Annotated in this window: 21 protein-coding genes and 1 pseudogene; 10 read left to right on the plus strand and 12 right to left on the minus strand. The window is 69.0% G+C overall.

Annotation, left to right across the window (positions count from 1 at the left end; translation table 11 throughout):
- Nucleotides 1–150: 150 nt before the first annotated feature.
- The 3 genes from IPN02_01695 to IPN02_01705 all read right to left on the minus strand — a co-directional run bounded on the left by IPN02_01695 (nt 151) and on the right by IPN02_01705 (nt 4,572).
- Entirely contained in the window at nt 151–1,932 is a 1,782-nt protein-coding gene (locus IPN02_01695) for an acyl-CoA dehydrogenase (protein MBK9295592.1), read from the minus strand.
- 65 nt (nt 1,933–1,997) lie between these two features.
- Entirely contained in the window at nt 1,998–2,996 is a 999-nt protein-coding gene (locus IPN02_01700; protein MBK9295593.1) for a hypothetical protein, read from the minus strand.
- Nucleotides 2,997–3,012: 16 nt separating this feature from the next.
- Nucleotides 3,013–4,572 (minus strand): ATP-binding protein, encoded by a 1,560-nt coding sequence (locus IPN02_01705; GenBank protein MBK9295594.1) that lies wholly within the window; start codon nt 4,570–4,572, stop codon nt 3,013–3,015.
- Nucleotides 4,573–4,762: 190 nt separating this feature from the next.
- Between IPN02_01705 and IPN02_01710 the strand changes: the two genes are divergently transcribed.
- Complete coding sequence (locus tag IPN02_01710) at nt 4,763–4,957, plus strand: antitoxin (GenBank protein MBK9295595.1); 195 nt, start codon at nt 4,763–4,765, stop codon at nt 4,955–4,957.
- A gap of 61 nt (nt 4,958–5,018) precedes the next feature.
- Here the strand turns inward: IPN02_01710 and IPN02_01715 are convergent, their stop codons facing one another.
- The gene (locus IPN02_01715) at nt 5,019–6,179 is read right to left on the minus strand and encodes a DUF4436 family protein (protein ID MBK9295596.1); all 1,161 of its coding nucleotides are present in this window, start codon (nt 6,177–6,179) and stop codon (nt 5,019–5,021) included.
- Nucleotides 6,180–6,414: 235 nt separating this feature from the next.
- Here IPN02_01715 and IPN02_01720 point away from each other — a divergent pair, with 235 nt between their 5' ends.
- Nucleotides 6,415–6,789, plus strand: a complete 375-nt coding sequence (locus IPN02_01720) for a hypothetical protein (GenBank protein ID MBK9295597.1) — start codon at nt 6,415–6,417, stop codon at nt 6,787–6,789.
- 221 nt (nt 6,790–7,010) lie between these two features.
- Here the strand turns inward: IPN02_01720 and IPN02_01725 are convergent, their stop codons facing one another.
- From IPN02_01725 to IPN02_01740, 4 genes and pseudogenes are all read right to left on the minus strand, one after another.
- A complete protein-coding gene (locus IPN02_01725) occupies nt 7,011–8,489 on the minus strand; it encodes an FAD-binding oxidoreductase (protein MBK9295598.1) in 1,479 nt (492 codons plus the stop codon).
- Nucleotides 8,486–9,496, minus strand: coding sequence for an NADPH:quinone oxidoreductase family protein (locus IPN02_01730; protein ID MBK9295599.1), 1,011 nt, complete (start codon nt 9,494–9,496; stop codon nt 8,486–8,488). The genes IPN02_01725 and IPN02_01730 overlap by 4 nt, the downstream gene beginning before the upstream one ends.
- Before the next feature lie 204 nt (nt 9,497–9,700).
- Nucleotides 9,701–11,392 (minus strand): 50S ribosome-binding GTPase, encoded by a 1,692-nt coding sequence (locus tag IPN02_01735; GenBank protein ID MBK9295600.1) that lies wholly within the window; start codon nt 11,390–11,392, stop codon nt 9,701–9,703.
- Nucleotides 11,389–13,054 (minus strand): annotated as a pseudogene (locus tag IPN02_01740) (ABC transporter). Before IPN02_01740 ends, IPN02_01735 begins: the two are co-directional and overlap by 4 nt.
- A gap of 196 nt (nt 13,055–13,250) precedes the next feature.
- Between IPN02_01740 and IPN02_01745 the strand changes: the two are divergent.
- Both IPN02_01745 and IPN02_01750 read left to right on the plus strand, forming a co-directional pair.
- Nucleotides 13,251–14,099, plus strand: coding sequence for a DUF4870 domain-containing protein (locus IPN02_01745; protein MBK9295601.1), 849 nt, complete (start codon nt 13,251–13,253; stop codon nt 14,097–14,099).
- Nucleotides 14,100–14,185: 86 nt separating this feature from the next.
- The gene (locus IPN02_01750; protein MBK9295602.1) at nt 14,186–14,713 is read left to right on the plus strand and encodes a DUF4870 domain-containing protein; all 528 of its coding nucleotides are present in this window, start codon (nt 14,186–14,188) and stop codon (nt 14,711–14,713) included.
- 94 nt (nt 14,714–14,807) lie between these two features.
- On the opposite strand, the gene IPN02_01755 is transcribed toward IPN02_01750, so the two are convergent.
- The 4 genes from IPN02_01755 to IPN02_01770 all read right to left on the minus strand — a co-directional run bounded on the left by IPN02_01755 (nt 14,808) and on the right by IPN02_01770 (nt 18,307).
- Complete coding sequence (locus tag IPN02_01755) at nt 14,808–15,737, minus strand: ABC transporter substrate-binding protein (GenBank protein ID MBK9295603.1); 930 nt, start codon at nt 15,735–15,737, stop codon at nt 14,808–14,810.
- A 149-nt stretch (nt 15,738–15,886) separates the two neighbouring features.
- Entirely contained in the window at nt 15,887–16,549 is a 663-nt protein-coding gene (locus IPN02_01760; protein ID MBK9295604.1) for an ABC transporter permease, read from the minus strand.
- The gene (locus IPN02_01765; protein ID MBK9295605.1) at nt 16,542–17,318 is read right to left on the minus strand and encodes an ABC transporter permease; all 777 of its coding nucleotides are present in this window, start codon (nt 17,316–17,318) and stop codon (nt 16,542–16,544) included. Before IPN02_01765 ends, IPN02_01760 begins: the two co-directional genes overlap by 8 nt.
- A gap of 2 nt (nt 17,319–17,320) precedes the next feature.
- Nucleotides 17,321–18,307 (minus strand): ABC transporter ATP-binding protein, encoded by a 987-nt coding sequence (locus IPN02_01770; protein MBK9295606.1) that lies wholly within the window; start codon nt 18,305–18,307, stop codon nt 17,321–17,323.
- A 427-nt stretch (nt 18,308–18,734) separates the two neighbouring features.
- Between IPN02_01770 and IPN02_01775 the strand changes: the two genes are divergently transcribed.
- The 6 genes from IPN02_01775 to IPN02_01800 all read left to right on the plus strand — a co-directional run bounded on the left by IPN02_01775 (nt 18,735) and on the right by IPN02_01800 (nt 24,805).
- Nucleotides 18,735–19,742 carry a sigma-70 family RNA polymerase sigma factor gene (locus IPN02_01775; GenBank protein MBK9295607.1) on the plus strand — a complete coding sequence of 336 codons (1,008 nt, stop codon included), beginning with the start codon at nt 18,735–18,737 and terminating at the stop codon, nt 19,740–19,742.
- Nucleotides 19,743–19,804: 62 nt separating this feature from the next.
- Nucleotides 19,805–20,719, plus strand: a complete 915-nt coding sequence (locus IPN02_01780) for a B12-binding domain-containing protein (protein ID MBK9295608.1) — start codon at nt 19,805–19,807, stop codon at nt 20,717–20,719.
- Between the two features lie 44 nt (nt 20,720–20,763).
- Nucleotides 20,764–21,867 (plus strand): hypothetical protein, encoded by a 1,104-nt coding sequence (locus tag IPN02_01785; GenBank protein MBK9295609.1) that lies wholly within the window; start codon nt 20,764–20,766, stop codon nt 21,865–21,867.
- A gap of 130 nt (nt 21,868–21,997) precedes the next feature.
- On the plus strand, nt 21,998–22,465 hold the full coding sequence (locus tag IPN02_01790; protein ID MBK9295610.1) for a peroxiredoxin: 468 nt from the start codon (nt 21,998–22,000) through the stop codon (nt 22,463–22,465).
- Nucleotides 22,466–22,490: 25 nt separating this feature from the next.
- Nucleotides 22,491–23,498 (plus strand): SDR family NAD(P)-dependent oxidoreductase, encoded by a 1,008-nt coding sequence (locus IPN02_01795; protein ID MBK9295611.1) that lies wholly within the window; start codon nt 22,491–22,493, stop codon nt 23,496–23,498.
- A 140-nt stretch (nt 23,499–23,638) separates the two neighbouring features.
- Nucleotides 23,639–24,805 carry a cytochrome P450 gene (locus tag IPN02_01800; GenBank protein MBK9295612.1) on the plus strand — a complete coding sequence of 389 codons (1,167 nt, stop codon included), beginning with the start codon at nt 23,639–23,641 and terminating at the stop codon, nt 24,803–24,805.
- Nucleotides 24,806–24,909 lie beyond the last annotated feature (104 nt).

A 24,909-nucleotide genomic window follows, 5' to 3' on the forward strand; every position in this document is an offset into this window, starting at 1 on the left:
TCTTCGCCCGTGCCTCACCTGGTGAACCGTTTGGCCACGTCTGCCAGGTGAACAAAGGAAAGCCCGGCACCGTGGTGGCGCCGGGCTTTCGGTGAGGTCGGTTTGTCGTGAGGCCGCGCTGTGGTGCGGGCCTCCAGTCGACCCGGCGTCCTAGAGCGAGGCCTCGTCCATCAGTGCGGCGCCGGCGGTGGCCCGGGGCACCAGGCCCGCAACGGCGGGCAGTTGCTGGTCGGCAAACCAACGGGCGGTGCGTACCTTCTCGGTGCAGAACGCCTCGTCGCCACCTTCGGCGGCCCACTCGGTGGCCGCCAGGGCGCTCTTGCCCAACACCCAACCGCCGACGACCAGGCCCCACATGCGCAGGTACGGCGTGGCGCCCGAGAGCACGTCGCGGATGTCGCCGGAGTTGGCGAAGATCCACTGGGTGGCCTCGTCCAGAGCGTCGGTGGCCTCGCTGAGGCGGCTGGCGATGCCTGCCAGCTCCTCTTGGCCGTTGAGCTCGTCGATCGTCGCCCGAATGTTGGCCATGGTGTCGGTCACCACGCCGCCGGCGCGCATCGGCAGCTTGCGGCCGACGAGGTCCATTGCCTGGATGCCGTTGGTGCCCTCGTAGATGGGGGCGATGCGGGCGTCCCGGAAGAACTGGCTGACGCCGGTCTCCTCGACAAAGCCCATGCCGCCGAACACCTGCACGGCGAGGGATGTGACCTCGACACCCATGTCGGTGCACCAGGCCTTGGTGATCGGGATAAGTAGTTCGTTGAGGTCCTCGGCCTTCTGGCGGTCGTCCTCATCGGAAAGTGCGCTGGCCCCGTCCATGGCGACGGCATTCATCAGGCAGATGCCCCGCATCGCCTCGGTGATCGAACGCATGTCGAGCAGCATGCGCCGGACGTCGGGGTGGCCGACGATCGGGCTGGTGCGGTCCTCTTTGGGGGTGCCGACAACCTTGCCCTGCACCCGTTCGTCGGCGTGCGCCAGCGCCCCCTGAAGGGTGCGCTCGGCCAGGCCGAGGCCCTGGACGCCCACCGATAGGCGGGCCATGTTCATCATGACGAACATCACCCGCATGCCGTCGAACTCGTTGCCGAGCAGCCAACCGGTGGCGCCGCCCTGGTCGCCGAAGCTCATCGTGCACGTCGGCGAGGCGTTGATGCCCATCTTGTGCTCGATCGACACCACTTTGAGATCGTTGGGCTCGCCCAGCGTGCCGTCGTCGTTCACCATGAACTTGGGGACGATGAAGCACGAGATGCCCTTGGTCCCGGGAGGAGCGTCGGGCGTGCGGGCCAGCACGAGGTGGACGACGTTGTCGGCCATGTCGTGGTCGCCCCACGAGATGTAGATCTTGTTGCCGGTGATCGACCAGGTGCCGTCGCCGTTGGGTTCGGCCTTGGTGCGCAGCGCCCCCACGTCCGAACCGGCCTCGGGCTCGGACAGGTTCATCGTGCCGGTCCACTCGCCGGAGACCAGCTTGGCCAGGTACGTCTCGGTGACGTACTCGTCGGCAACCGAGTTGATGGCGTGGATCGAGCCCTGGGTCAACAGCGGCGCCATCGAGAACGCCATGTTGGAGCTCACCATGAACTCTTGCAACGCAATGCCGACCGCTTCGGGAAACCCACCGCCGCCGTAGGCGGGATCGAAGGTGAGGGCGCCCCATCCGGCCTCGACCAGCTTGGCGTAGGCCTCCTTGAACCCCTCCGGGGTCACCATCGTGCCGTCTGGCTGCAACTGGGTGCCCACCTGGTCGCCGATGGCGTTGGTAGGGGCGATCACCTCGGCGATGAACGTGCCCGCCGCCTCGATGGCGTCGTGCACGGTTTCCGAGTCCAGCTCGGAGAACTTCTCGGTCTCCAACAGCGCGGGTAGATCGAGCACGCGGTCGAGCAAGAAGCGGATGTCATCGAGCGGAGGTGTGTAATCCTGCATGACGACAATCTAGGACTCGATAGTTACCCGTCGGTAACCGGCGGCCACGCCGTCTCTCCTTGAGATCAGCGGGTGACCGGCACCCACGCCAAGGCCACCTGGCTGACCGTGATGTCGTTCTTCTCCAACGGCACCGGCACCACCTGGGTCGCCGTCGCCACCAGCGCCCAGCGTTCGTCCAGCTCCACGATGGCGTCGGCCAGCGTGGTCTCCAGCTCGGTGAGGTCCTCGGTGTGGTCCTCGATCCGGGCGCCGTACTGCTCCACCTTCTCGGCAGCCCGCGTGGTGCGTCCCCTCTTGGCGGACACCGAACGGACCGCGGTGGCGATTGAACGTGATGATCGGCGTCCGCCCATCAGGGCCCCGAACACCGAGCCGGCGCCCGAGATCAGCTCGTCGGTTCTCGACGTCGACGCAGTTGTCTGGGCCGTTTGCAGGCGTTCCTGTTCCTTGGCAATCGCCGTGCGGATGCGATCGGCCTTGGTGGTCAGCTGCACCCGGAGCTTGTCGGCCTCGGCGTCGGCGGCCGCTCTTGCCGCCTCCGAGGCGCGGGCCTCGAACTGCTCGCGGGTCTCGCCTGGCCGTCCGGTCAGCTTCAGCTCGGGGTTGGTGAGCAACTCGGTGGTGCGTCCTCGATACAGCCGGTCCTTCAGGGACCGTTCGAGGTTGGTGAAGAAGGTCTTGGTGGCGGTCTTGGCGGTCGGCAGGGCGAACCCACCGGCATGGGGTGCCGCCTCGAGCAGGTCCCGATCGTCGTAGTCCACCGCCCTCGCCGTGTCGGCGCTGGGCTCGGCGACCAGCGGAAAGAAGACCGCTTCGTAGGTCTCTTCTGCTCGGAATTCACCTTCGTCGTAGAGCAGCTCCACCCGTGCGACGACCGCCGGCTCCCAGCGTTGCCCGCCGGCGACGGCGCCCAGATCGGCGGCCCACGGGGCGGCGGCGTCGACGAAGCGAACCGGGATGCCGTCGGCCACCTGGGGCATGGTGGGGGTCTCGTCGTCGGCCAAGTCGCCGAGCGCTTCAAGCGCGGGTGCGGCCGGGGGCCCCGGTTGAGCGACGGGCACGGCCTGTTCGGCGGGCTCAGCGGGCGCTGGCGGCGGCTGGCACGCCCTGTGTCGCGGGTGCCGCCTGCTCGAGCTGCGCGCCCGGTTCCACAGGTGCTGGCTGGGCTGCCGGCTCCGGCTGCGCCGTTGGTTCGGGCTGCGCTGCGGGCTGACCTGGGGCTGCAGCCGAGGGGGCAGCGGCCGCGCCGCCGGTGCTTGCGGTAAGGGCAGCAGCAGCCTCGGCCTGGCCGGGCAACCGCCCTACCTGGTCCTTGGACAGCGGACCGGCCAGGTAGCTCATCGCCCAGCGGACGCCGAAGCGGCGGGGTGCTGATCCGCCGGTGCGCTGCATGAGGAACTGGCGCTTGCCCAGGCCGGAGATCGTCTCCGACAGCGCTTTCAGGTCGACGGCGCCGGCCGCGGACGACATGCCGTCCAACAACCGAGCCTTGTCCCGCTCGGTCTGCAGGCGCCCGATCATCCAGGTGCCGGCGTTGGAGATGGCCTTGTAGTCGAGGTCGACCGGGTTCTGGGTGGACAGCACCACGCCGACGCCAAACGCACGCGCCTGCTTGAACAACGTGAGGATCGGCTTTTTGGAAGGAGGCTGCGCAGTCGGCGGCACGTAGCCGTACACCTCGTCCATGTAGATGAGCGCCCGAAGATCGGTCGAGCCCGACTGGCCCCGCATCCAGGTCACCATTTTTGAGAGCACCAGGCTGACGACCATCTGGCGTTCGCTCTCCGAGAGATGCGCCAGGTAGAGCACGGTGCAGGCGGCTCGACCGTTCTCGTCCCACAGCAGCGACTCGACGTCGAGCGGGGCGCCCTGGGTCCAGGGGGCAAAGCCGGGCGAGGCGAGGAGCCCGTTCAGCTTCATCATCAGCTTGGTGCGATCGGCCTTGGGGAAGAACTGATCCAGCTCGATCACCCCCAGCTTGCGCATCGGCGGGTCCTGGATGCGGGTCAGCAGCGTCGCCAGGTCGAGGGTCTCGCCGGCGGCCCACGCGGTGGCGATGATGTTGGCCAACAGGATGTGTTCCCGGTCGGCCAGCGGGTCGGCCGTGATGCCGACCAGCCCCAGAATGCCCGAGACCAAGGCCTCGATCTCGTCGGTGACCGCCTCGCCGTCAGTGCCGGCGCCCGCGCCGACGGGTGGTGCCAGGCTGCCGATCAGGTTGACCGGCAGCCCGGCGGTCGAGCCGGGGGTCAGCACGCAGAAGCGGTGGCCGTCCCGCAGCTCGGCGATGTGGTTGGGCGCCAGCCCCCAGCCCTCCAGGCCGCTGCGCCAGGTTTCGGCGGTCTCCGCCGGGTCGGTGTCGCGGGGCACCCAGGGGGCAAAGTCGTCGGCAGACAGGTCGGGGAACGTCAACAGCAGGTTGCCCATGTCCCCCTTGGGGTCGATCACCAACGTGGGGATGTTCTGGCGCAGCGCCTCCTCCATCATCACCACGCCCAGCCCGGTCTTGCCGCTGCCGGTCATGCCAACGATCACCCCGTGCGTGGTCAGGTCGTCGGCCTCGTAGGCCACCGCTTCGTCGGTTCGGTCGCCGGCGTCGTCGAGAAACGCACCGAGTTGGAAGGTGGCATCGGACATGGTGGGTGCTCCAGGGGTTGCAACGTCTCGTTCGCAAGGTTGCCACGCGCCGCTCGGAGCAGATGCGGTCGACGTGCGGAATCGTGTGTGCCTCCCGAACCCGCTGGCCTTGTGCGGTCGGCGGTCAACGGCAAGGCTCGGTGGGCGGCCGCCACCCTTGGCGGCCGCAGTAACCGATGGAGAACCACCCATGAGCTTTCTCGACGATGCGAAGAAGAAGCTGGACGATGTTGTCGACGAGCACGGCGACAAGATCGCTGACGGCGTCGAGAAGGCCGGCGACTTCATCGACGACAAGACTGGCAACAAGCACGCCGACAAGGTTGATCAGGCGCAGGAGAAGATCGGCGACGCCGTCAAGAAGATGCAGGCCGACGGCAAGTGAGACGCCCGGCCGGGTGATGCGGCCGATCACAGATCCGCTGATGGCGGCCGAGGGGCCACCCTCAGCGCGTGGGTGCGTCGTCGCCTGACTCACCTTCCGCGTCCGCAGGGTGGTCCGGTTGCGGGTCCGAAACAGCGGCACGCAGCGCCAGGTTGCCGGCGAGGATGAGCGCCAGCAGGCTGACCGCAACCATGCCCAGTGCCCAGTAGTAGATCGACCAGTCGATGAGCGAGCCGAACGGCGGCGACCCGGGCAACCCGTTGCGCAACTGCGGCAACGCAAAAAGGACCCCGGCATAGAAGCCCCAGCACCAGAAGGGGATTTCGCGTGCCTGCACGAGTACTCCCCAGGCCAGGGCGACGCAGCCCAGCGCCAACAGCCACGCCAACGCCATCAGCGCGATGGCGAAGGCCACAACCGTTCGGGGCCGCTCCAGGTCGAAGTCGGCGGCCAGCACGTCCCCACCCCCGTCGCCGGGGCTGGTGCTGGAGACCCGAAGATCGCTGAGGCTGGACCGTACCGTTGCCACGATGGGGACGGGTTCGAACTCCCGATCGCCCTCGATCGCCTGACCCTCGCCGGGGTCGACCTCCTTTTGCACCAGCAGCACCAGTTGCGCTTTGTAACTGTCGACAGGATACCGGGTCAGTCGACTGCCGCTGAGCTGGAGCGTGCCGCTGATCGGATCGATCGTCGACCCTGTCTCGAAGACGGTCTGGGTCCTACCGGCGATGTCGTTGAACAACACTCGGATCGTGCGCGTGAGGGTTTGGTCGCTGCCGACGATGAGGTCTGAGCCGGGCTCGAGCACCACCCGAGCGGTCACCTCACCGCGGCTGAGGTCGGGGTTTAAAAGCGTGACCCGTGCCCCGATTTCGTTGGCCCCAGGCCGAGCATCTTCGTCCCCGCCGTCGCCCGCGCTGAGTACCTCATCGGTGGGACCGGCCGGGATGGTGATCACTGCTATGCCCAGTCCTAACACGGGTCCCAGGAGGGTGACCAGGATCAGGATGTTGCGGATCGGTCGGGTCTTCTGTGCCGGCCAGCGACGGATACCCAGGCTGGCAATCGGTTCGACTTGGCGTTTCAGACGGCTGGCGCTCAGTGCGGAACCGCCGCCCCGGCGGTCTTTGCGGGATCCCGGATCACTGCGCAGGCGGCGCAGACCCGAGGCACGGTGCTCAGGCTGGGTGGAATCGTCGCCGGGGGATTGCTTGGGCACCGCTCCGATGTTACCGGGCGGCTCGAGGAGGAGTGGCTCGAGCACGGCGAGTGGGTGAGGCCCACAGGATCGGGTGTGAACAGCCGATAACGTCGCTGACATGGACACCGACCGGATCGCCTCCGAGAGCTCTGCCGTTCCCAGCACCAACGGTGCGTCACAGGCGGCCAACAGTGGCCCGGCGGCGCTGGCCGAGGAGCAGCCGGCACCCAACGAGGGGCTTGCAGGTCATGCTCTGGCCCTTGGCCTGGCCGCGGTGCTGGGTTTCGCCGGGGTAGCCCATTTCGTCAGGCCGCAGTTCTTCGATCCAATCGTGCCCGATTGGATGCCGGGGTCGGCCCGCACGACCACTTACGTGTCGGGCGTCGTTGAGTTGGCCGCAGCAGTGCTGGTGGCCAACCCCCGCACCCGCCGGTTCGGTGGTTGGTTCGCCGCCGCCACGTTCATCGGCGTGTTCCCGGCAAACGTGCAGTCTGCCCTGGACGGGGGAATGTCGGGCTTGGAGCCACCCCTCGACTCGCCAGTCGTGGCTTGGGCTCGTTTGCCGCTGCAGTTTCCCTTGATCGCCTGGGCGATCGCTGTCGCCCGTGGCAGCCGCAGGCACAACTGAGCCCTGCTGAACCGACCCCTTTACCGAACCGGGGAGTGAAACCGACCGTCTGGGCGCGTTCCGGGCTCCCGAGTTCGGTGATGCAACCGTTTCTCTGCTGAACCGGGGAGTGGAACCGACCGTCTGGGCGCGTTCCGGGCTCCCGAGTTCGCATTCGGTGCGTGCTGGGTGTGCTGGGTGTGCTGGGTGTGCTGGGCGTGCGGGCTCAGGGGTGTGCGGGCTCAGGGGTGGCGGGGGCGGCCGAGGATGTCCTGCGGATCGAGCATCGCCTCGATGCGGTCGAGCAGATCGATCCGCACCGGGTCGCCGTGGGCGGCAAGCGCATCGTCGTTGGTCGGTCCCCAGCCGTGTTCGGAGGCCCACGATCCACCGAGGCCGGCGACCACCGCCCAGATGCGTCGCCGCAGGCCGGCGATGGTCTCGGGGTGGGGCGGTCGTCCGCCGGTAGCGGCGTGAGGAACGACCAGGTTGGCGTGGAGGCCTCCGTCGCCCCAGTGCCCAAACTCAACCAGGCTGGCGCCGTCGGGCAGGTACGGGCGGACGTCGTTGTCCAGCGCTGCCCGAAGCTCGGGGAGGCGGCTGCGGCGAACCGACAGGTCGAACCCCATCACAGTGCCGGACCGCGCCAGCGCTTCGCTGACCCGATGCCGGAGGCCCCACGCGTCGCCGGGCGGCACGACCAGCGCGTCGAGCAATACCGAGCCGGGCAGCTCGGCGAGCGCTCGCACCAGCGCCTCCTCCGCGGAACGATCGGGTGCCGGGTCGGTCTCGGCAGCCTCGACCAGAAGCGTGAGCGGAGGCGGGGCGTCCTCGCCGAACGGGTTGTGCACGCCGGGCTCTCCGGCGGCCAGACCGAGCGCCTGGGCGTCCATGGCCTCGACGGCGCGCAGCCGGTGGCCCAACGCCCGTTCCAGGGCGGCGGTGATCGTCACGGCCGCCCGGTCGTCGGCCGGAACCAGAAACGCGGTGGCCCGATCCCGGTCGATGGCGGCGACTTCGAGGGCGACGGCGGTGACGATGCCAAACCGACCCGCCGCTCCTATGAACCAGTCGCTCACCTTTGGGCTGGTGTTGTTCTTGCGCAGGGCGCCGAGGTCGTCGAGCACTGCCCCCGGGGGATCGGCCAACACGACCTCGAGCCCCAGCAGGTGACGCCGCAGGTCGCCGTGGTGAATCATCCGGGCCCCGCCGGTGTTGGTCGACACCATGCCGCCGAGGGACGGGTCGCTGCCCAGGTCGATCGGCAGAGACAGCCCGTGTGGTGCGAGCGCCTCGTTCAACGTTGACAGCCGCACGCCGGCGTCGGCGATCACGGTGCGGTCATCGACGTCGACCTCAAGCCGGCTGCGCAGGCGTTCGAACGACAGCACGACCATGTGCCCATAGCGGTCGGGCACCGACGCCTCGACCAGGCCAGAGTTGGCCCCCTGGGGGATGAGCCGCACCCGGTGGCGGCTTGCCAAACGGACCACCTCGGCCACCGCCGCCGTCGTCGCAGGGCGGACCACCACCGGGGTGCGGCCGGGGGTGCCCCGCCACGGTGTGGCGTAGGCCTCGCGGTCGACCGGATCGGTGAGGACCCCCGAGGCGTCGAGCGCGTCGCGTACCTCGGCGATGAAATCGGGGAGCCCGGGAGGGCTGGCCCGGTGCTCGGGGCCGGGGAGCGCGCTGGCGAAGCCGCCACCGCTGCGGGGGCTCACGGCACCAGTACCGCCTTGCCCGCCAGCGAGCGGTTTAGCAGGTCACCGAGCACCGCGCCGACGTGGTCCAGCCGGTACTCGGTGGGTTCCTGCGGGTGGAGCCGTCCGGCTGCCGCGTCGGACAGGATGTCGTGCACCAACGCCAGGTTCTCCGCCGGGTTGGCCATGGCCCACGCCCCCCAATCCACCCCGACGATCGTCCGGTTGCGCAACAGCACCTGATTGGCGGGAATCACGGGGATATCGCCGGCGGCAAACCCGATGATCACCAACCGGCCGAAGGCGTTGAGCGCCCGCAGCGCCGCTTCGGTCGCCGGCCCGCCGACCGGGTCGACGGCGACGTCGACGCCGCCGTCGACCGCCTCTCGCAGGGCGTTCTTCAACGCCACGCCGTCCACCGGCGTCGAGGGGTCGGCCGAACCCAGCGTCGCGGTGTTGATCGTCGCTTCGGCACCTTGGGCGACCGCCCGATCGAGGCGTTGTTCGCTCGACGCGACGGCGACCACCCGGGCCCCAAGGTCGCGGGCCACGTCGATGGCGGCCATGCCGATGCCGCCGGAGGCGCCGAGGACCGCCACCCATTCGCCCGCCCGCACCGTCGTTCGCCGGGTGAAGGCAAAGCGCATGGTGGCGTAGCTCTGCACCAATGTGGCTGCCTGGTTGTCGCTCAGACCATCGGGGATGGCGACGATGGCGTCGATCGGAGCCACCACCTGTTCGGCGAATCCCCCCAGCCCGATCGAGGCGAGTACCCGGGTACCCGGTTCGGGGGCGCCGTCGGTGTCGGGCCCCACCTCGACGACCACGCCGGCCACCTCGCTGCCAGGTACGAAGGGGAGGGGAGGCTTGATCTGGTAGCGACCTTCGACGAACAAGGCGTCCACGTAGTTCACCCCTGCCGACCGGACTTCGAGACGCACCTGGCCTGGACCAGGCGTCGGGTCGGGTATCTCGCCGACGGTCAGGTCCTGGGCCGGGCCGAGTTGGGAACACACCGCTGCACGCATGCCCCACGTCTATCGCATGCGAGAGCCCCAGCGTCGGGGTCACCGTCCCGAACCCCCGCCTGGACCCGTACTCGGGAGTCAGGAGCGCGGTCTGGCGGTGGTGTGGGCTCCCGAGTTGCGACAGGGTGGTGTAGTGGGGAGTCAGGAGCGCGGTCTGGGGTGGTGTGGGCTCCCGAGTTGCTGATGCGTTCCCGGCCGCCTCAGCTAGCGGTCCAGGCGTCGGGTCAACGCGGTCAGCTCCGCCAGGGCGGCCACCTCCGCATCGACCGGGCGGATCACCAACTGTTCGGCCACCGACGCCGTGGCCTCGACGAGGGCTCGCCGGGCGAGTGCTGCCCGGCGTCGCGCTCCGACGGCGGCTGCCCACCCCACGATGAGCGCCACCAGAATCCCGCAGACAGCGCCGCCCAGGGCGAGCATGGTGGGCCAGGGGATCCGACCCACGCTCGGCGTGGGCAATTCCGGCAGACCCAAGGCTGCGACGACGCCGATGGCGAGCAGCCACACGACACCCACCACCATCGCAGCGGTGAAGAGCCACTGCGCCGTCGAGGCCACCGACCACCAGCCGGGGCGTCGGGTGGGCAGGTCGACCGCGCCGACGGAGCGATCCAACGCGTCGGGGAGCTCGTCGCGCCGCGCTCTGGCCACGTCATCGAGCCGGTTGCGCCAGCGATGGGGAAGGCCGTTGCCGACATGGTCGCTCAGGTTTCGCAGCGCCTCGTCCATACCTGCTTCTGCGACGGCGCTGGGCGCCGGACGCGACGTACGGGGCACGGTGACGGTGCGGTCGGGTCCGGCTGCGTCGTCGTGGTCGCCGCCGTGGCGTCGGCGCGTCGTCAGCCGTTCCTTGTCCAGCCCCAGCCGGCGTAGCGGATCGGGTCGCAATCGTCCGACCCAGCGTGTTGGTGGCCATCCCGCCACATGGGCCGATCGCCGCCGGTGGGACGCGGCCACGGCGTCGGTGACGACCTCCACTTCGGCTGCCACGGCAAAGCTGTTGGCCAGCGCCCTGGCCGACGCAGGGTCGACCGGCCGGGGGACCGTGTCGCCGACAGCCGCCGCCAACTCCGTGGCCACCCAGTCGAGGTCGGCGTCGAGCCGTGCGAGCAACGCTCGTCGCTCGGCCACCCGAGCCGCCAGTTCTCGTCGCAGCGCGTCCACCCCTGCGCCGGTGGTGGTCGATGTCGGCAACACCCGCACGCCGACCAGGCCGTCCTCGGCCAGCATCCGGCCGAGGTGCTCCTGGGTGGCGGCGCGGTCGGTCTCCGCCAGCAGGTCGATCTGGTTGAGCACCACCAGCGTGACTGCGGCGTGACCGGCGAAGCGTCGCAGGTAGCCCTCGTGAAGGGCGGCATCGGCGTACTTTTGCGGATCGACCACCCACACGAACGCATCGACCACTTCGACGAGTCGGTCGACCTCCGCCCGGTGTTCGGCGGCGGTCGAATCGTGGTCCGGCAGATCGATCAGCACCAGGCCGGCCAGCTCGTCAGCGGGGCCGCCGACAGCGTGGCGGCGGTCGATGCCCAGCCAGTCGAGCAGACCGGATGCCCCGTCGCCGACGACCGCCGCCCGAGCCGACGAGGTGGTGGGCCGCCGCACGCCGACCTCGGCCAGATCCTCGCCCACCAGGGCGTTGAACATCGACGACTTGCCGCTGCCCGTGGCGCCGGCGAGGGCCACGACCGTGTGGGTGGTGCCGTGGCCAAGCCGACCGCGGGCCGCGTCGAGGGCGACGCGTGCGTGATCCGCTGCGGCCGGATCGAGGCGATGATCCGACAACGCCACCACCTGGCCAAGGACGTCCAGGCGTTCGGCCAGCGCATCGGCGGCTTTGGCGGTCGAGCGCTGCGACCGGCGGGACGGTGTTGCCGGAACGTCGGGGGCACTCATCGGTTCACCCCGCGACGCAGTTGTTGGATCAAGCCGGCGAGGCGTTCGGCCGCACCCGGGTCGAATCCCCGGTCGAACACCTGGGAGCGGTACCGGTTGGCCTCTCGGTCGATGAGCACGCCGAAGCGTCGGTCGAGGTCGGTGCGGGCGTCGGCCGCCAGTTTCCGCACCGCCTGATCCCCCAGGAGCGCCTCGGTGAGTTTCTGGCCGACGGCCGACGACCCGCCGGCGATCGCCACCTCGGCCCCGGTCAGGCCGCCGGTGTGGGCAAACGTGGCCACCATCAACACCAGCGCCATGCCGTGACGCCGTAGCTCAACGCACGGGCCGTGCTGCGTTTGTTGGCGCCCTCGGTACGGAGCAGATCGAGCAGTCCCTCCTGCCACGGGGGGATCACGTCGGCTGGGGCGGGGGTGACGGGCGGGTGAGGTCGTCGTCGGCCTCGTCGAGCAGGGCGGCACCTGCGGGGTGGGCACGCCAGGCCTCGGATGCGGCGGCGGTCGCCTCGGCCACTCGTGCCCGCACCAGCGTCTCGACGCCGCTCTCGAGAGCACCCTGGAAGCGATCGGACTCGGTAGGACGCCCGGTGACGGCTGCGGTCACGCGGTCGCGCCAACGTCCCAGCTTGCTCTGAAGCTGACGCAGCAGTTCGCCGGTGCCAACCAGGTCGGCCCAGCGGGCCATGACCTCGCCCCGCATCACCGTGCCGTCGCGCACCTCGGTCGACAGCTGCGCCCGGGCGAGGTTGAACGGTGCGGCCGCCGACGCCAGCAGGGCGTCACTGATCCGCTGCTGGTCGGCCAGCGCAGTCGCCACCTCGTCGGCCCGATCCGACAAGGCACCGAGGGCGCCGGTCAGGGTTCGGCGCACCACCTCGGCCCGAACCGCCCGGTCGGACGCCACCTGCTCCAGCCATGAGCCCAGCTCGTCGACCTCCGACGCCGGCAGGCGTCCGTCGTCGAGCGTCTGCTCCTCGAAGGCGAAGAGCGGGGCGTCGTGCAGGCCTTCGGCCTCGAGCATCTCGGTGAAGTGGGCGACGACCTCCGCCGTGGCGCCGGGCGGGATGCGGTTGATCACCAGAGCGAGGACCACCCCGCGTGCTGCTGCGTCACGAAGGAACCGCCAAGGCACCGCATCGCCGTAACGGGCGGCGGTGGTGACGAACACCCACAGATCGGCGGCTTCGAGCAACTGGCCGGCCAGCTGCCGGTTCTGGCTGACCACCGAGTCGATGTCGGGGGCATCGAGGATGGCCAGGCCTGCCGACAGCGTTGTCGACGCCACGATCTCCAACTCGGCCGCACCGGTGGCAGCGCTGCCGCTGACCCTCGCCAGCCCGCCGAGCACGCGGTCCCCCTCGAAAGCGGCGGCGACGTCCGGGTGATGCACCAGCACCGGCGCGGTGGTCGTTGGCCGGAGGACACCGGGACGGGTGACGTCGGCCCCGATGATGCTGTTGACCAGCGTCGATTTGCCGGCCCCGGTCGAGCCTCCGATCACCGCCAGCGCAGGTGCGTCCAGGCTGGAGAGACGGGGCACGATGTAGTCGTCCAACTGCTGGACGGCGGTGGCGGCCGAGTGGCGGGACGTTTCGGTCGAGGGGGCGGAAAACGGCAGCGTGATGCCGCTCAACTCGGAGCGCAATGAGATAGCGGTGACCAGCAGGGCCTCGGCGTCGATGTGCAGCCTCCCTGGGTCGCCGCGGTCGTGCAGTCTTGCCGATTTCCCAGTCCGACGGCCGGACGTTTGGCGTTGCCCGCTCCGCATTACTCGGCTCGGGCGATTTCGTCGAATGGTAACTTCTTGTGGTTCACCGTCTCGATCCGACGACCGCACCACCAACCGGCAAAGGACCATGATGAGCGACGAAGGCCAGCCGAGCACGCCCTCCGCAAGTGAGGAGGGGACGTCGCCACCCGCGGCCGACCCATCGATCGGAGCCGAAACCCCGGCGCCATCGGCACCGCCGCCGCCCGACATGAGCGGCGATGGCCCGCCACCATCACCCCCGCCGCCGCCCGATTCGAGTGGGTACGGCAGCGTTCCTCCGCCGCCGTCCGGCGAGGGTTCGACGGCCCAGGCGCCGCCCGAATATTCGCAGCCCGATTACGCCCAGCCGGACCCGGCCCAGCCCGGTTATTCACAGCCCGATTACGCCCAGCCGGACCCGGCCCAGCCCGGTTATTCACAGCCGGGTTACTCACAGCCGGACCCGGCCCAGCCCGATTATTCGCAGCCGGGTTACTCGCAGCCGGGTTACGCCCAGCCGGACCCGGCCCAGCAGGGCTACGCCCCGCCGCCGGCCGTCCCACCGATGGCCAACATGGCGGGCGCCGGGGTCGCCGACGACACCGGCTCGGCGGTGGTCGCCCAGGTGCTGGCGCTGTTCACCGGCATTCTCGGCACCGGCATCTACTACGCGGTCAGCAACGACAAGTCGCCCTTTGTACGCCACCACGTCACCGAGGCGCTGAACTTCACGATCACGTTGGCGATCGCGTGGGCGGCCACCATCGTCCTCAGCATCGTGTTGATCGGTTTCTTGATCATGCCGTTCCTCATGCTGTGGGGCTTCATCATGCCGATCCTGGCGGCGGTGGCGGCCAATAAGGGGGAGTGGTACCGGTACCCGGCCACCCTTCGCCTGGTGAAGGGGCCACTCGACCAGCCGGGCGGCGTCCAGGGCTACGGGGGTCAGGGCTACTGAGCCCCGACGGCACTTCCGACCAGACATCGCAGGGCAACGCACCAGGCGCCGGGCCCGCTCCCGGGTGGTATGCCGACCCACAGGGGGTGGCGCGCTGGTGGGATGGCACCGCATGGACAGCGCACGTTGGCGGATCGTCGTGGCAGGCGGCCGGCCCCGGTGTGGCCGCGCCCAGGCCTGACTACTCCAACCAGCCGTGGAGCCACGACCCGGCGAGCGATCGGTCGATGGGGCTGGTCGCCAACCTGCTGGCCATGCTCGGCGGCCTCATCGGCACCGGCATCTTCTATGCGGTGACGAAGGAACGGTCGCAGTTCGTGCGCCACCACGCCGCCGAGGCGCTGAACTTCACGATCACGCTGACGATCGTGTCCTTTGCGTTGCCCCTCGGGGTGATGGCGCTCCTTATGGGCGGCACGTTCGTCTTTGGTCGGGGCGTCGCCTTTGGTGGCTTCTTCGTTCTGTTCCCCCTGACGATGGCGATCGGGCTGGTTGCGCTGGTGCTGCCGATCATGGCGATGGTGGCGGCCAACCGTGGTGAGTGGTACCGCTATCCGTTGATCTTCCGGTTCGTCAAGGGGCCGCTCGACCTGGAGACCACCGAGCGCGGCTAACGCCCTCAAAACGGGACTCACCCAGCCGAGCGGCTGGGTGAGTCCACAAACGTCTGATCAGCGGGCGCACCAGGCGCCAGAACCGTGGAGCCGGTTAGTTGAGGCCCTCGTCAGCGAGGAATTCCTCGGCGATGTCCTTGGCGTCTTCCTTGTCGATGTCGAAGCTCTTGTTCAACTCGATCAGCTTGTCGGTGGTCAGCGTGGCCGAAACCTTGTCCACCTCGCTGGCCAGGTCGTCGCCGCCCTCGTCGGCGAGCGACTTGGACGCCACCGGGATGATGTTGTCGGCCTTGAGCAGGCCCTTGTCATCCTCGAGCACCACCCAGTTGTTCTCGGCGATGGCACCGTCGGTGCTGAACAGCACCGCCACGTCGATGTCGCCGTTCTTCAAAGCGCGCTTGGTGTTGGGGCCGCCGCCGTCGAGCGGCGTGAAGTTGCCGGACAGGTCGACGCCGTAGATGCTCTTCAGCCCGGCAAGACAGCCGGGGTTGGTCGGACAGTCCTGGGGGCCGCCCAGCTTGAGATCGTCACCGAGATCACCGATCGAGGTGAGGTTCTCGGCCTTGGCGGTCTCCTCGGTGACGACGAACGTGTTGGTGTTGACGGCCTCGGTGGGCTCGAAGGCCACCAGGTCCTTCTTCTCCAGCTGAGGCTTCAGCGCGTCGACGGTCTCGCCCACGTCGTTGGTGGCCTCGCCGGCGTTGTCGTTGAGAAACTCGAGCATCGAGGCGGCGTACTCGGGGGTGAAGTTGATGTCGCCGGACTCGAAGGCGGTGAGCACGAGGTCGCGGAAGCCGCCCAGCTCCTGATAGTCGACGTCGTAGCCAACGGAGGCCAGGTGCTGGCCGTAGACTTGCGAGACCACCTGGGACTCGCCGAAGTCCTGGATGCCGACCGTGATGGCAGGCTTGTCCGCGTCGGGAGCGGACGACTCGTCGTCGTTGCCGCATCCCGTGGCGGCCGCCACCATCACGAGCGAGGCGATGCCCGCTCCGAGGTGTCTGATCGTGCGATTTCGTGTCATGTAGGTCGCCCTTCTCGTGGGTGTCGAAACAACCTAGCGAGGCGCGACGTGGGGGCCGAGCATTTGACGCTCCGTCTGTCTGGCGCCCGAACGATTCCCGGTCGATCCCGCTTCACCGCAGGTGAGGTGGGCGATGCGGCCCGTTTGCCTCAACGGCTGCGGCCCAGGCGCTGCCAGCGGCTTGATCGATGAGCGAGTGCCCCGACCAGCCCGTCGGCGGCCAGCGCCAACACGATGACGAGCAACGACCCGCCCAGCAGCTTGCCCTTATCGGGCTGAAGCCGTCCCTCCTCGATGAACGAGCCGAGCGCAACGAAGCCGACCAGCGCACCGAGCGTCGCCGTGGCGACGACCTGGAGCGCGGCGATGCGAACGCCGGTGAGGATCAGCGGCATCGCCAGTGGGATCTCCACCTGGCGCAGCAGTTCGAAGTCCTCGAAGCCCATGCCGACCGCAGCGCTGCGAACGCTTGGGTCGACGCCCCGGATGCCGGTGAACGTGTTGGTGAACATCGGTGGGATGGCGAGTGCCACCATGGCGATCAGCGTCGGCCAGAACCCGATGCCGACCGCCACGGTGGCCAGGCCGAGCAGCGCCAGGGTGGGGATGGCCCGGCCGGCGTTGGCCACCGCCGAGGCGAGGGCTGCGCCCCGGTTGCGGTGGCCCAGCCACAGCCCGGCGGGCAGGGCGATCACGCCGGCAACCACCATCGAGAGCATCGACACGTACACGTGGGCGGCCAGGCGCTCGGGGATACCCGCTGACCCCGACCAGGAACTCGACGCCGTGAGGAAGTCGATCATCTCACGCACGGGTGTCCTCCATGGCCGCTTGGCGCAGCCCTTCATCGCCCAGCTCATCGCTCAGGCCTGGTGTGGGCTTGCGGCTCCGGCCCACGCGGTCCCAGGGGGCGAGGGACCGCTGAAGCACGCTGAAGAGCAGGTCGGCCACGATGGCGAGCAGGAGGGACAGGACCGATCCCAGTATCAGCGGCGTGGGGAAGTCGCGGTTGAGGCCGTCGGTGATGAACACGCCATATCCACCGAACCCGACGGCCGAGGCCACCGTCACCAGGCCGATCGTCGTGACGGTGGCGATCCGAAGCCCGGCGACGATCGTGGGCACGGCGAGTGGCAGGTCCACCTTGAAGAAGCGTTGGGTTGGGGTGTAGCCGAGCCCATCGGCCGCAGCACGGGCGGCGGGGGGTACGCCGTCGAGGCCGGCGATGACGTTTCGCACCAGCGTCGACAGCGTGTAGGCGACCAGTGCGATCTCTGCGGTGAAGATCGAGAACCCCGAGAACGGGATGAGCAGCCCGAAGAACGCCAGGCTGGGGATTGCATAGAGCGCGCCGGAGAACCACCCGATCGGCGTGGCGGTCCAGCGGAAACGCACGGCGACCAGGCCCAGGGCGAGCGAGACCACCAGCCCGACGCCCACGGCGATGGCGGTGAGCTGGATGTGTTCGAAGGTGCGGACGGCGATGTCGTCGAGGTGCCTGGCCAACCAGTCCCATCGGATCAGCGGCTCGCCGGCGTCGGGCTGTTGGGTCACCGCAGCGGCGCCGAGGGGGAACGTCATGCTCACTGGTCGTTCCGGGAGGACATGGACCCCGAAGCGGTGGCTGCCACCAGGTCGTCGAAGCCCAGCTCACCATGGGGCTTCCCGTCGTTGGTGATCACCAGCGTGGCGGAGCCGGACTCCAACAACAGGTCGAGCGCTTCCCGGGCCGAGGCCGAGGCGTCCAACTCTGGGCCCTTCGACCCGTTGGGTGGGGTCAACATCAGCTCGCTGACCGGGACCAACCCCAGACCGCGCAGTGCGCGTTCGCCCCCGAGGAAGCTGGTGACGTACTCGCTGGCGGGGTTGCGCAACAGCTCGGACGGTGGGCCCGACTGGGCGATGCGGCCCCCGGCCGACATCAACACGATCGTGTCGCCCAGCTTCAGGGCTTCGTCAACGTCGTGGGTGACGATCACGATCGTCGTGCCCAGCCGATCGTGAAGCCCGAGCAGTTCGTCCTGGAGACGGCCGCGGACGATCGGGTCGACGGCGGAGTACGGCTCATCCATCAAGAGGATCGGCGGGTCGGCTGCAAGCGCTCGGGCCACGCCGACGCGTTGCTGCTGTCCACCGGAAAGTTCGGCGGGGTAGCGGCGTAGAAGGGTCGAGTCGAGCTCCAACAGCTCACCCAGCTCGCTGACCCGGGCGTCGATGTCGGCCCCGCTCCAGCCGAGCAGCCGGGGAACGGTGCCGATGTTGTCGGCGATCGACTTATGGGGAAACAGGCCGACGTCCTGGATGACGTAGCCGATGCCCCGCCTCAGCTCGGCGACCGGCTTGTCGCCGATGTCGACGCCGTTGACGGTGATCCGGCCGGAGGTCGGTTCCTCCAGCCGGTTGATCATGCGCAGGGTGGTCGTCTTGCCGCAGCCGGAGGGGCCGAGCAACACGACCAGCTCGCCGGGGGTGATCTCCAGGTCCAGCGAGTCGACGGCCGGTGCGGTTGCTCCGGGAAACGTCTTGGTGACGCCGTCGAGGGTGATCGCTTGTGACGGGGTAGGGCTCATGGCTGGCCGGTCCTCATCTGTGGTCGTTCCCGACGCGCCGTCGTGGCGCCCCGAAGCGTTGCATCGGTGAAGCCACGCGGCATCAGCCTAACGAAGCCAGTGCCGGCCCCTCCAACGTTTGGGCGGCGCCGGGGGATCGAGGGAACGCATCGGAGCAAAGGGCGGTCCATGTCACGGCTTGGTTGTTTCCAGCGCCCGACGGACGGGTACTTGCGGCGCGCTCAGGCGATGGTCGGCTGCGGTTTGGGACGATCGACGACTGGCCGGACGGTCCCCGGACACGCCGGTGAGTTGTGGTTGGGAGGGGAACAAATCGGGCCGCCGGCAGGTTTACCTGATCGCTGGTTGTCATTTAGCACTAAATTAGGTACCATTCATCGGACAGGTCGGCAGCCCTCAGATCGACCCGTCACAGCAAGGAGGCGACGTGCGCACCACTCAATCCACCAACGCCGGTGGTGAGGCGCTGACCCGGCGACACGACCGTCAGGCGAACCGGCGCAGCGACCGTGGCCGGCCCAACAGCGCGTCCGACCCGGTGGCGGCCTACCTCGACGAGATCGGTCGCTACGACCTGTTGACCCCGGCCGGCGAGCGAGAACTCGCCTCTGCCATCGAGGAGGGGCGGGAAGCCCAAGCCGCGCTCGAGGCGGCCGACAGCCTCTCTCGCAGCGAACGAACGCGCCTGCGCATGAAGGTTCGCTCGGGCGAACGGGCCCGCCAGGCGTTCATCAATGCCAACCTCCGGCTCGTCGTTTCGGTGGCCAAGCGCTACCAGGCCTCCGGTCTTCCCCTGCTCGATCTGATTCAGGAAGGCAACCTGGGGTTGATCCGTGCGGTCGAGAAGTTCGACCACCACAAGGGCTTCCGGTTCTCCACCTACGGGGTGTGGTGGATCCGCCAGTTCATCGCTCGTGGCATTGCGGCCACCCGCACCACGGTTCGGCTGCCGTCGCGTACCAACGACGACCTGCTGCGCATGCGGGAGGCCCAAAACCAAATCGAGCAGTCGCTCGGCCGCCCACCCGGGGTGCCGGAGTTGGCCGAGGCGCTCGATCTTCCCGAGGACCGTGTGCTCGACCTGATGCGGGTCGGCGCCGACCCGGTGTCGCTGTCCGCCAACGTCGGCGAGGACGGCGGAGCCGAGCTGGGCGACTTCCTGGCCGATCCTGACGCTGAGGCCGAGGTCGACAACGTCGGCGCCCGGCTGCTCCCACAGGAATTGGAGGCGCTGCTCGAGGTGCTCGACGAGCGGGAGCGCACCATCGTCGAGCTTCGCTACGGCATGGACGGCGGCGAGCCCCGCAGCGTGGTCGAGGTCGCCGAGGAGCTTGACCTGTCCCGTGAGCGGATCCGCCAACTGGAGCATCGGGCGCTCGCCAAGCTGACCCATCCGTCGTGGCGGGCCATGCGGAAGCTGTCGAGCATCGCATGACCGACGGAGCCCGCGTTCCCCCTGGTGGGAGCGGGCAGTCCGCAACAAGGCAGTCCGATCCAGTGCAGTCCGACGACGGTCGCTCCGGTTCGTCGCCGGCCGATCCGAGGTCGTCCGATTCGCTGCCGGAGGACACGCTGTTGGGGCTGCCCGCGGCCGCCGAGCTGGCCGGCGTGCACTACATGACCGTCTATCGGTGGGTCAGAACGTCCCGTTTGGCCGCCGAGAAGTCGGGCGGTATCTGGAAGGTGCGCCTTGGCGACCTGGAGGCCCTCACCGGCGGGGGCGCTCGAGGCACATCCAAGGCCGACTCGGCCGGTCGTCATCGCCCCGCCAGGTTCGACGGCTCACGCTTGGCGCCGATGACCGCTGCGCTGCTGCGCGGCGACCAGGGCGGAGCTTGGCTGCTCGTCGAGGAATCTCGGCGTGCCGGGATCGCCCCGGTCGATGTGTTGTGCGAGCTCATCGAGCCTGCGATGGCCGAGATCGGACGCCGGTGGCGCAACGGTGAGGTGAGCGTGGCCGACGAACACCGGGCCACCGTCGTTGCGTCCAGGCTGATCGGACGGCTGGGCCCGGCGGCCACCCGTCCCGGTCGCAGTCGTGGCGGGATTATCGTCGGTGCCGTCGAGGGCAACCGCCACAGCCTGGGATCGGCGGTGGTCGCCGACATCTTCCGGGCGGCCGGGTATGACGTCACCGACCTTGGCGCCGACGTGCCGGGAACCGAGCTGATCGACGTGGCCCGAGAGGTCGACAACCTGGCTGCGATCTGCCTGAGCGTTGCGGTCGAAGGCGAGGAGGAAGCAACGAGACGCACGATCGCCGGGCTGCGTTCGGCCATCGACGTCCCGGTTTTGGTCGGGGGAACCGGGGTACCCGACGCCGCCTGGGTGAGCGCCGTGGGTGCCGACGGGTGGTGTGCCGACGGCCGATCCGCGCCGGGGCTGGTCGACCGTCTGAGCGAGGCTCGGTGAGGCGCCGTAGGCGCAACGCCGCAGCGCTGAACTAGAACAAGCGCATGGTAGAACCGGCAGTGATGGTGACCGTACCCGGGCCCATGCTGGAGCGCGCCGTCGAAGCGGCGGTGGGCGACGGCTTCGTGGCGGGCACCGTCGTGCGCACCGTGTCGCTGCCGATGATCGATTCGATTGAGGTCGGGCTGACGGTCACGATCGTCGGGGCGTACTTCGATCTGGTCGAGCGCGCCGACGCCCGGGTGCCCGTGCGGGTGCATGGCCGGGTGACGGTCGGCCGCCCGAGCGGTGAGCCGCTGCCCATCTCGCTGCCGCCGCTCGACGTCGAGGTCAGTGCGCTGGTCGAGGCGCAGCTCGACCTGGGGGTGGACCAGGTTCGCTTGGTCATCGACCTGCCCGGGGTGGAGTTTCTCGGGGCGAGCGTGATCGGGGTGGAGGGCGCTGCGCCCAGCGATCCGATGGCACAGATGGCCCAGATGGCGCTGGCCGAGACCGGCGACACCCTGTTCTCCTCGCTGGGCCGCGAGGTCGGCCCGGTCGGGATGGACCTCACCGGTATCCCGGTCGCCGAGCTTGGTTTGTCGCCGGGCCGGGCCGTGATCCGAAGCACCGATGGCGCGCTGACCGTCACCATCGGTGGCGTGACCGGCGAGACGGCCAGTGCGCACCGGACGCCCCCGTCGCGCGAGGACCGCATCGGCGTGTCGATCGACGCTGACCTGCTTGGCCCTGTGCTGTCGTTTCTCGCCACCCGGGCCCTTGGGGGGATCCCCGCCCCCTTCGACCTCGATCTGTCCGCCGCACCCGGGTCGCTCTCGGTGGGGGTGCGCAACACCCGGGTGCTCGGCCCGCCGATACCCGACTTCCGCACCGGGGTTCGCACGGCTGTGCACCTCACGCGACGCCAGGATCACCTCGAGGTTCGCCTGGCCGGTGCCTGGCTGGAGCTGCCCGGCCCGCTGGGGGTCTTCGATGGCATCGGCCGCGCCGCTGCCACGCTGGGCGCGTCGGTCATGCCGATCGTCGCCCGGTTGCCGATCTCCTATCCCCTTCCCAACGTCGACGACCTGACGGTTCGCATTGCGTCGCTGGCGGTGGGCACCGACCGCATCGACGCCCAGCTCGAGTTTGTCGACACCGACGAGTGACGGCGGGGCGCCTGGTCGCCGCGACGCGCATCCAGGGTTGCCACCGGCTCCGAAGAACCGAATAACGGGGCTGGCGCCATCGGCCCACCGCAGCCACCGGCTGCATCCACCAACCCATCGAGGAGCATTGATGAACGTCGGAGCCCAGGTCAGCGATTTCACCGCCACCGACCAGGACGGCAGGCAGCGCTCGCTGTCGTCGCTGCTCGCTCACGGCCCGGTGGTGTTGTTCTTCTACCCGAAGGCGATGACCAGTGGCTGTACGGCCGAGACGTGCCACTTTCGTGACCTGGGGGCGGAGTTCGACGCCGTCGGCGCGCAACGGGTGGGTATCTCGGCGGACTCGCCGGAGCTGCAAGCCAAGTTCGACGCCAAGAACTCGCTGGGATACCCGCTGCTGTCCGACCCGGATCGCAAGATCGCCAAGGAGCTCGGCGCCAAGCGCCCGGGCCCGCTCTGGAACCGTCGGTCCACGTTCGTCATCGACACCGATCGCACCCTGCTGGCCGAGATCAGCTCGGAGACGAAGATGGAGGTGCACGCCGACGAGGCCCTGGAGGTGTTGCGGCGCCGCTCTTCGGGTACGCACAACGGGTGACATCGATCCGGGAAGACATCAGCTCATGACCTCATCAACAAGCGCAGTCGCCACCGCAGCCCGAACCGCCCGACGGGCGGCTGACGGCCTCCTCGAGGCGACGGTCGTGGCCAGCTTCACCGAGATCGGGCCCAAGGTCCGTTCCCGTCTCTTCGGCTGGCAGCCGCCGGGCCGGCTCGACGGCAAGGTGGTCGTGATCACCGGCGGTACGTCGGGCATCGGCTCGGCGCTGGCCGAGGGAGCTGTTCAGCGCGGCGCCACAGTGGAGCTGATCGGTCGAAACGCCGAGAAGGGTGAGCAGATCGCGTCCGACCTGGCCGCGCTGGCGGTCGCCGACGACCAGCCGCCGCCGATGTTCCGCCGGGCCGACGTTGGTGATCTCGATGAGGTGGGCGCCCTGGCCCGGACGTTAATGGCCGATCACCCCCGTATCGACGTGCTCGCCCACGTCGCCGGCGCAATCATCGCCGAGCGCACCGAAACCGCCCAGGGCATCGAGGCGACGTGGGCGTCGATGGTGGTCGGTCCGTTTCTGCTCACCGAACTGCTGCATCATCCCCTGAGCGTGGCGGCGCCGGGGCGGGTGATCTGGATGACCTCCGGTGGCATGTACCTGCGCAGCCAGTCCGACGACGACCAGTGGGAGGAGCGTGACTACAACGGCACCTTCGCCTACGCCGAGGCCAAGCGGGCACAGGTCGACCTGGCCGCCGAGTTCGCCCAGCGGTGGCCGGCCGACGAGGTGGTGACACACTCCACCCATCCCGGTTGGGTCGATACCCCGGGCGTGTCCGGGCAGCTGGAAACGTTTTACAAGGTGATGGGGCCCATCCTGCGCTCGCCGGAGGAGGGTGCCGACACGGCGCTGTGGCTGGCGTCGGCTCCCGAGGCCCTGGAGCATTCTGGCGAGCTATGGCTCGACCGCCGCATCCGCAGTGACGTGCGCGTACCCGGCACCCACACTTCCGACGTGGACCGTGCGCGCCTGTGGGCCAAGGTGGCCCAACAGGCTCACAGCGCCAGCCCGGGCTAGATCGAGGGCTCTGCCCGTCGGCACCGGTGGTGCCGGCGTAGCAGCCACCGGTGCAGCGCTCGTGGTCGGTCGGCCATGATGGGGCGGTGGGGAATCAAGGGACAGCTTCGAGTCAGAGTGCAGGGCCGCAGATCGACCTGTTGAACGGCTATCTGTATGCCGCCGATCCCGAGCCGACCTACCGATGGCTTCGCGACGAGGCACCCATCTACTGGGACGACATCAACAACCTGTGGGGTATCAGCCGCTACCGCGATGTCGCCTTGGTCGACCGCGACGCCGAGCGATACTCCAGCCTCGGCGCGTTCCGCCCGATCAACGGCGGCGACGCCGAGAGCAACCCGTCGATGATCAACTTCGACGATCCCCGACATCAGGATCATCGTCGGCTGATCCACCGGCGTTTCACGCCGAGGGCGGTCGCCCGGCGCGAGGAGCGCATCGGCGAGGTGATCGATCAGCTGATCAGTGAGGTGGAGCGCCGCATCGCCGTCGGCGAGGAGGTGGACGCCATCGAGCACCTCGCAGCGCCCCTACCAGCGATCATGATCGCCGAGGACCTCGGCTTTGGCGCCGAGCGCTGGCGCGACATCAAGCGTTGGTCCGAGCTGACGATCCCGCTGGGTGGCGGCGACCGCTACATGACCGACGAGGGCGCCAACTGTGCCTTCGAGGTGGCGATCGCCACCTCCGAGCTGATCGAGGCCCGCCGGGCGGACCCCACCGACGACCTGGTGTCGCTCTGGACCCAGGCCGAGGTTGGCGGTCGTCCGATGAACGACGGCGAGATCATCGCCGAGTGTCTGCTGGTGATCGACGGCGGCGCTGAGACCACCCGAACCGTGTTGGGCAACACCCTGTGGACGCTGGCCGAACACCCGGAACAGCGGGCGCTGTTGCGGGACCGCCCCGAGCTGCTCGACGGGCCGGCGGTTGAGGAGTTCATCCGCTGGACCACGCCGATCCTCAACATGTCGCGGGTGGTCACCGAGGACCACGAGCTGGGCGGCCAACAGCTGAGCGCCGGGGAAACGGTGCTGCTGATGTACTCCTCGGCCAACCGGGACGAGCGGGTCTTCGACGAGCCCCAGCGCTTCGACGTCACCCGCGAGCACAACAACCACATCGCCTTCGGGTTGGGCACGCACTTCTGCCTGGGCGCCAGCCTGGCCCGTACGGAGATCCGCATGATGATCGGGCAGGTGCTCGAGCGCCTTCCCGACTGGTCGCTCAGCGCGGAGGCTCCGCCCCGTTATGTACCCGGTGCCTTCGTGCGAGCCGTCGAGCACTACCAGTTGACGTTTTGAGCCCCGCCCGTTTCGGCTCCGGCTCTGCCGCATCGCGTCGGTCCCGGTGGATGCATCTCGCTTCAAGCCTGATCTATCGGGATCCCCATCATCACCGCCTCTTG

This window comes from Candidatus Microthrix subdominans (assembly GCA_016719385.1).
Taxonomy (GTDB): Bacteria; Actinomycetota; Acidimicrobiia; order Acidimicrobiales; family Microtrichaceae; genus Microthrix; species Microthrix subdominans.

What these genes read in the sequence shown, in the direction of transcription:
- IPN02_01695 (MBK9295592.1), bottom strand. Translation starts at nt 1,932, where the DNA reads ATGCAGGATTACACACCTCCGCTCGATGACATCCGCTTCTTGCTCGAC.
- IPN02_01705 (MBK9295594.1), bottom strand. Translation starts at nt 4,572, where the DNA reads ATGTCCGATGCCACCTTCCAACTCGGTGCGTTTCTCGACGACGCCGGC.
- IPN02_01710 (MBK9295595.1), top strand. Translation starts at nt 4,763, where the DNA reads ATGAGCTTTCTCGACGATGCGAAGAAGAAGCTGGACGATGTTGTCGAC.
- IPN02_01730 (MBK9295599.1), bottom strand. Translation starts at nt 9,496, where the DNA reads ATGCGTGCAGCGGTGTGTTCCCAACTCGGCCCGGCCCAGGACCTGACC.
- IPN02_01735 (MBK9295600.1), bottom strand. Translation starts at nt 11,392, where the DNA reads ATGAGTGCCCCCGACGTTCCGGCAACACCGTCCCGCCGGTCGCAGCGC.
- IPN02_01745 (MBK9295601.1), top strand. Translation starts at nt 13,251, where the DNA reads ATGAGCGACGAAGGCCAGCCGAGCACGCCCTCCGCAAGTGAGGAGGGG.
- IPN02_01755 (MBK9295603.1), bottom strand. Translation starts at nt 15,737, where the DNA reads ATGACACGAAATCGCACGATCAGACACCTCGGAGCGGGCATCGCCTCG.
- IPN02_01765 (MBK9295605.1), bottom strand. Translation starts at nt 17,318, where the DNA reads ATGACGTTCCCCCTCGGCGCCGCTGCGGTGACCCAACAGCCCGACGCC.
- IPN02_01770 (MBK9295606.1), bottom strand. Translation starts at nt 18,307, where the DNA reads ATGAGCCCTACCCCGTCACAAGCGATCACCCTCGACGGCGTCACCAAG.
- IPN02_01785 (MBK9295609.1), top strand. Translation starts at nt 20,764, where the DNA reads ATGGTAGAACCGGCAGTGATGGTGACCGTACCCGGGCCCATGCTGGAG.
- IPN02_01790 (MBK9295610.1), top strand. Translation starts at nt 21,998, where the DNA reads ATGAACGTCGGAGCCCAGGTCAGCGATTTCACCGCCACCGACCAGGAC.
- IPN02_01795 (MBK9295611.1), top strand. Translation starts at nt 22,491, where the DNA reads ATGACCTCATCAACAAGCGCAGTCGCCACCGCAGCCCGAACCGCCCGA.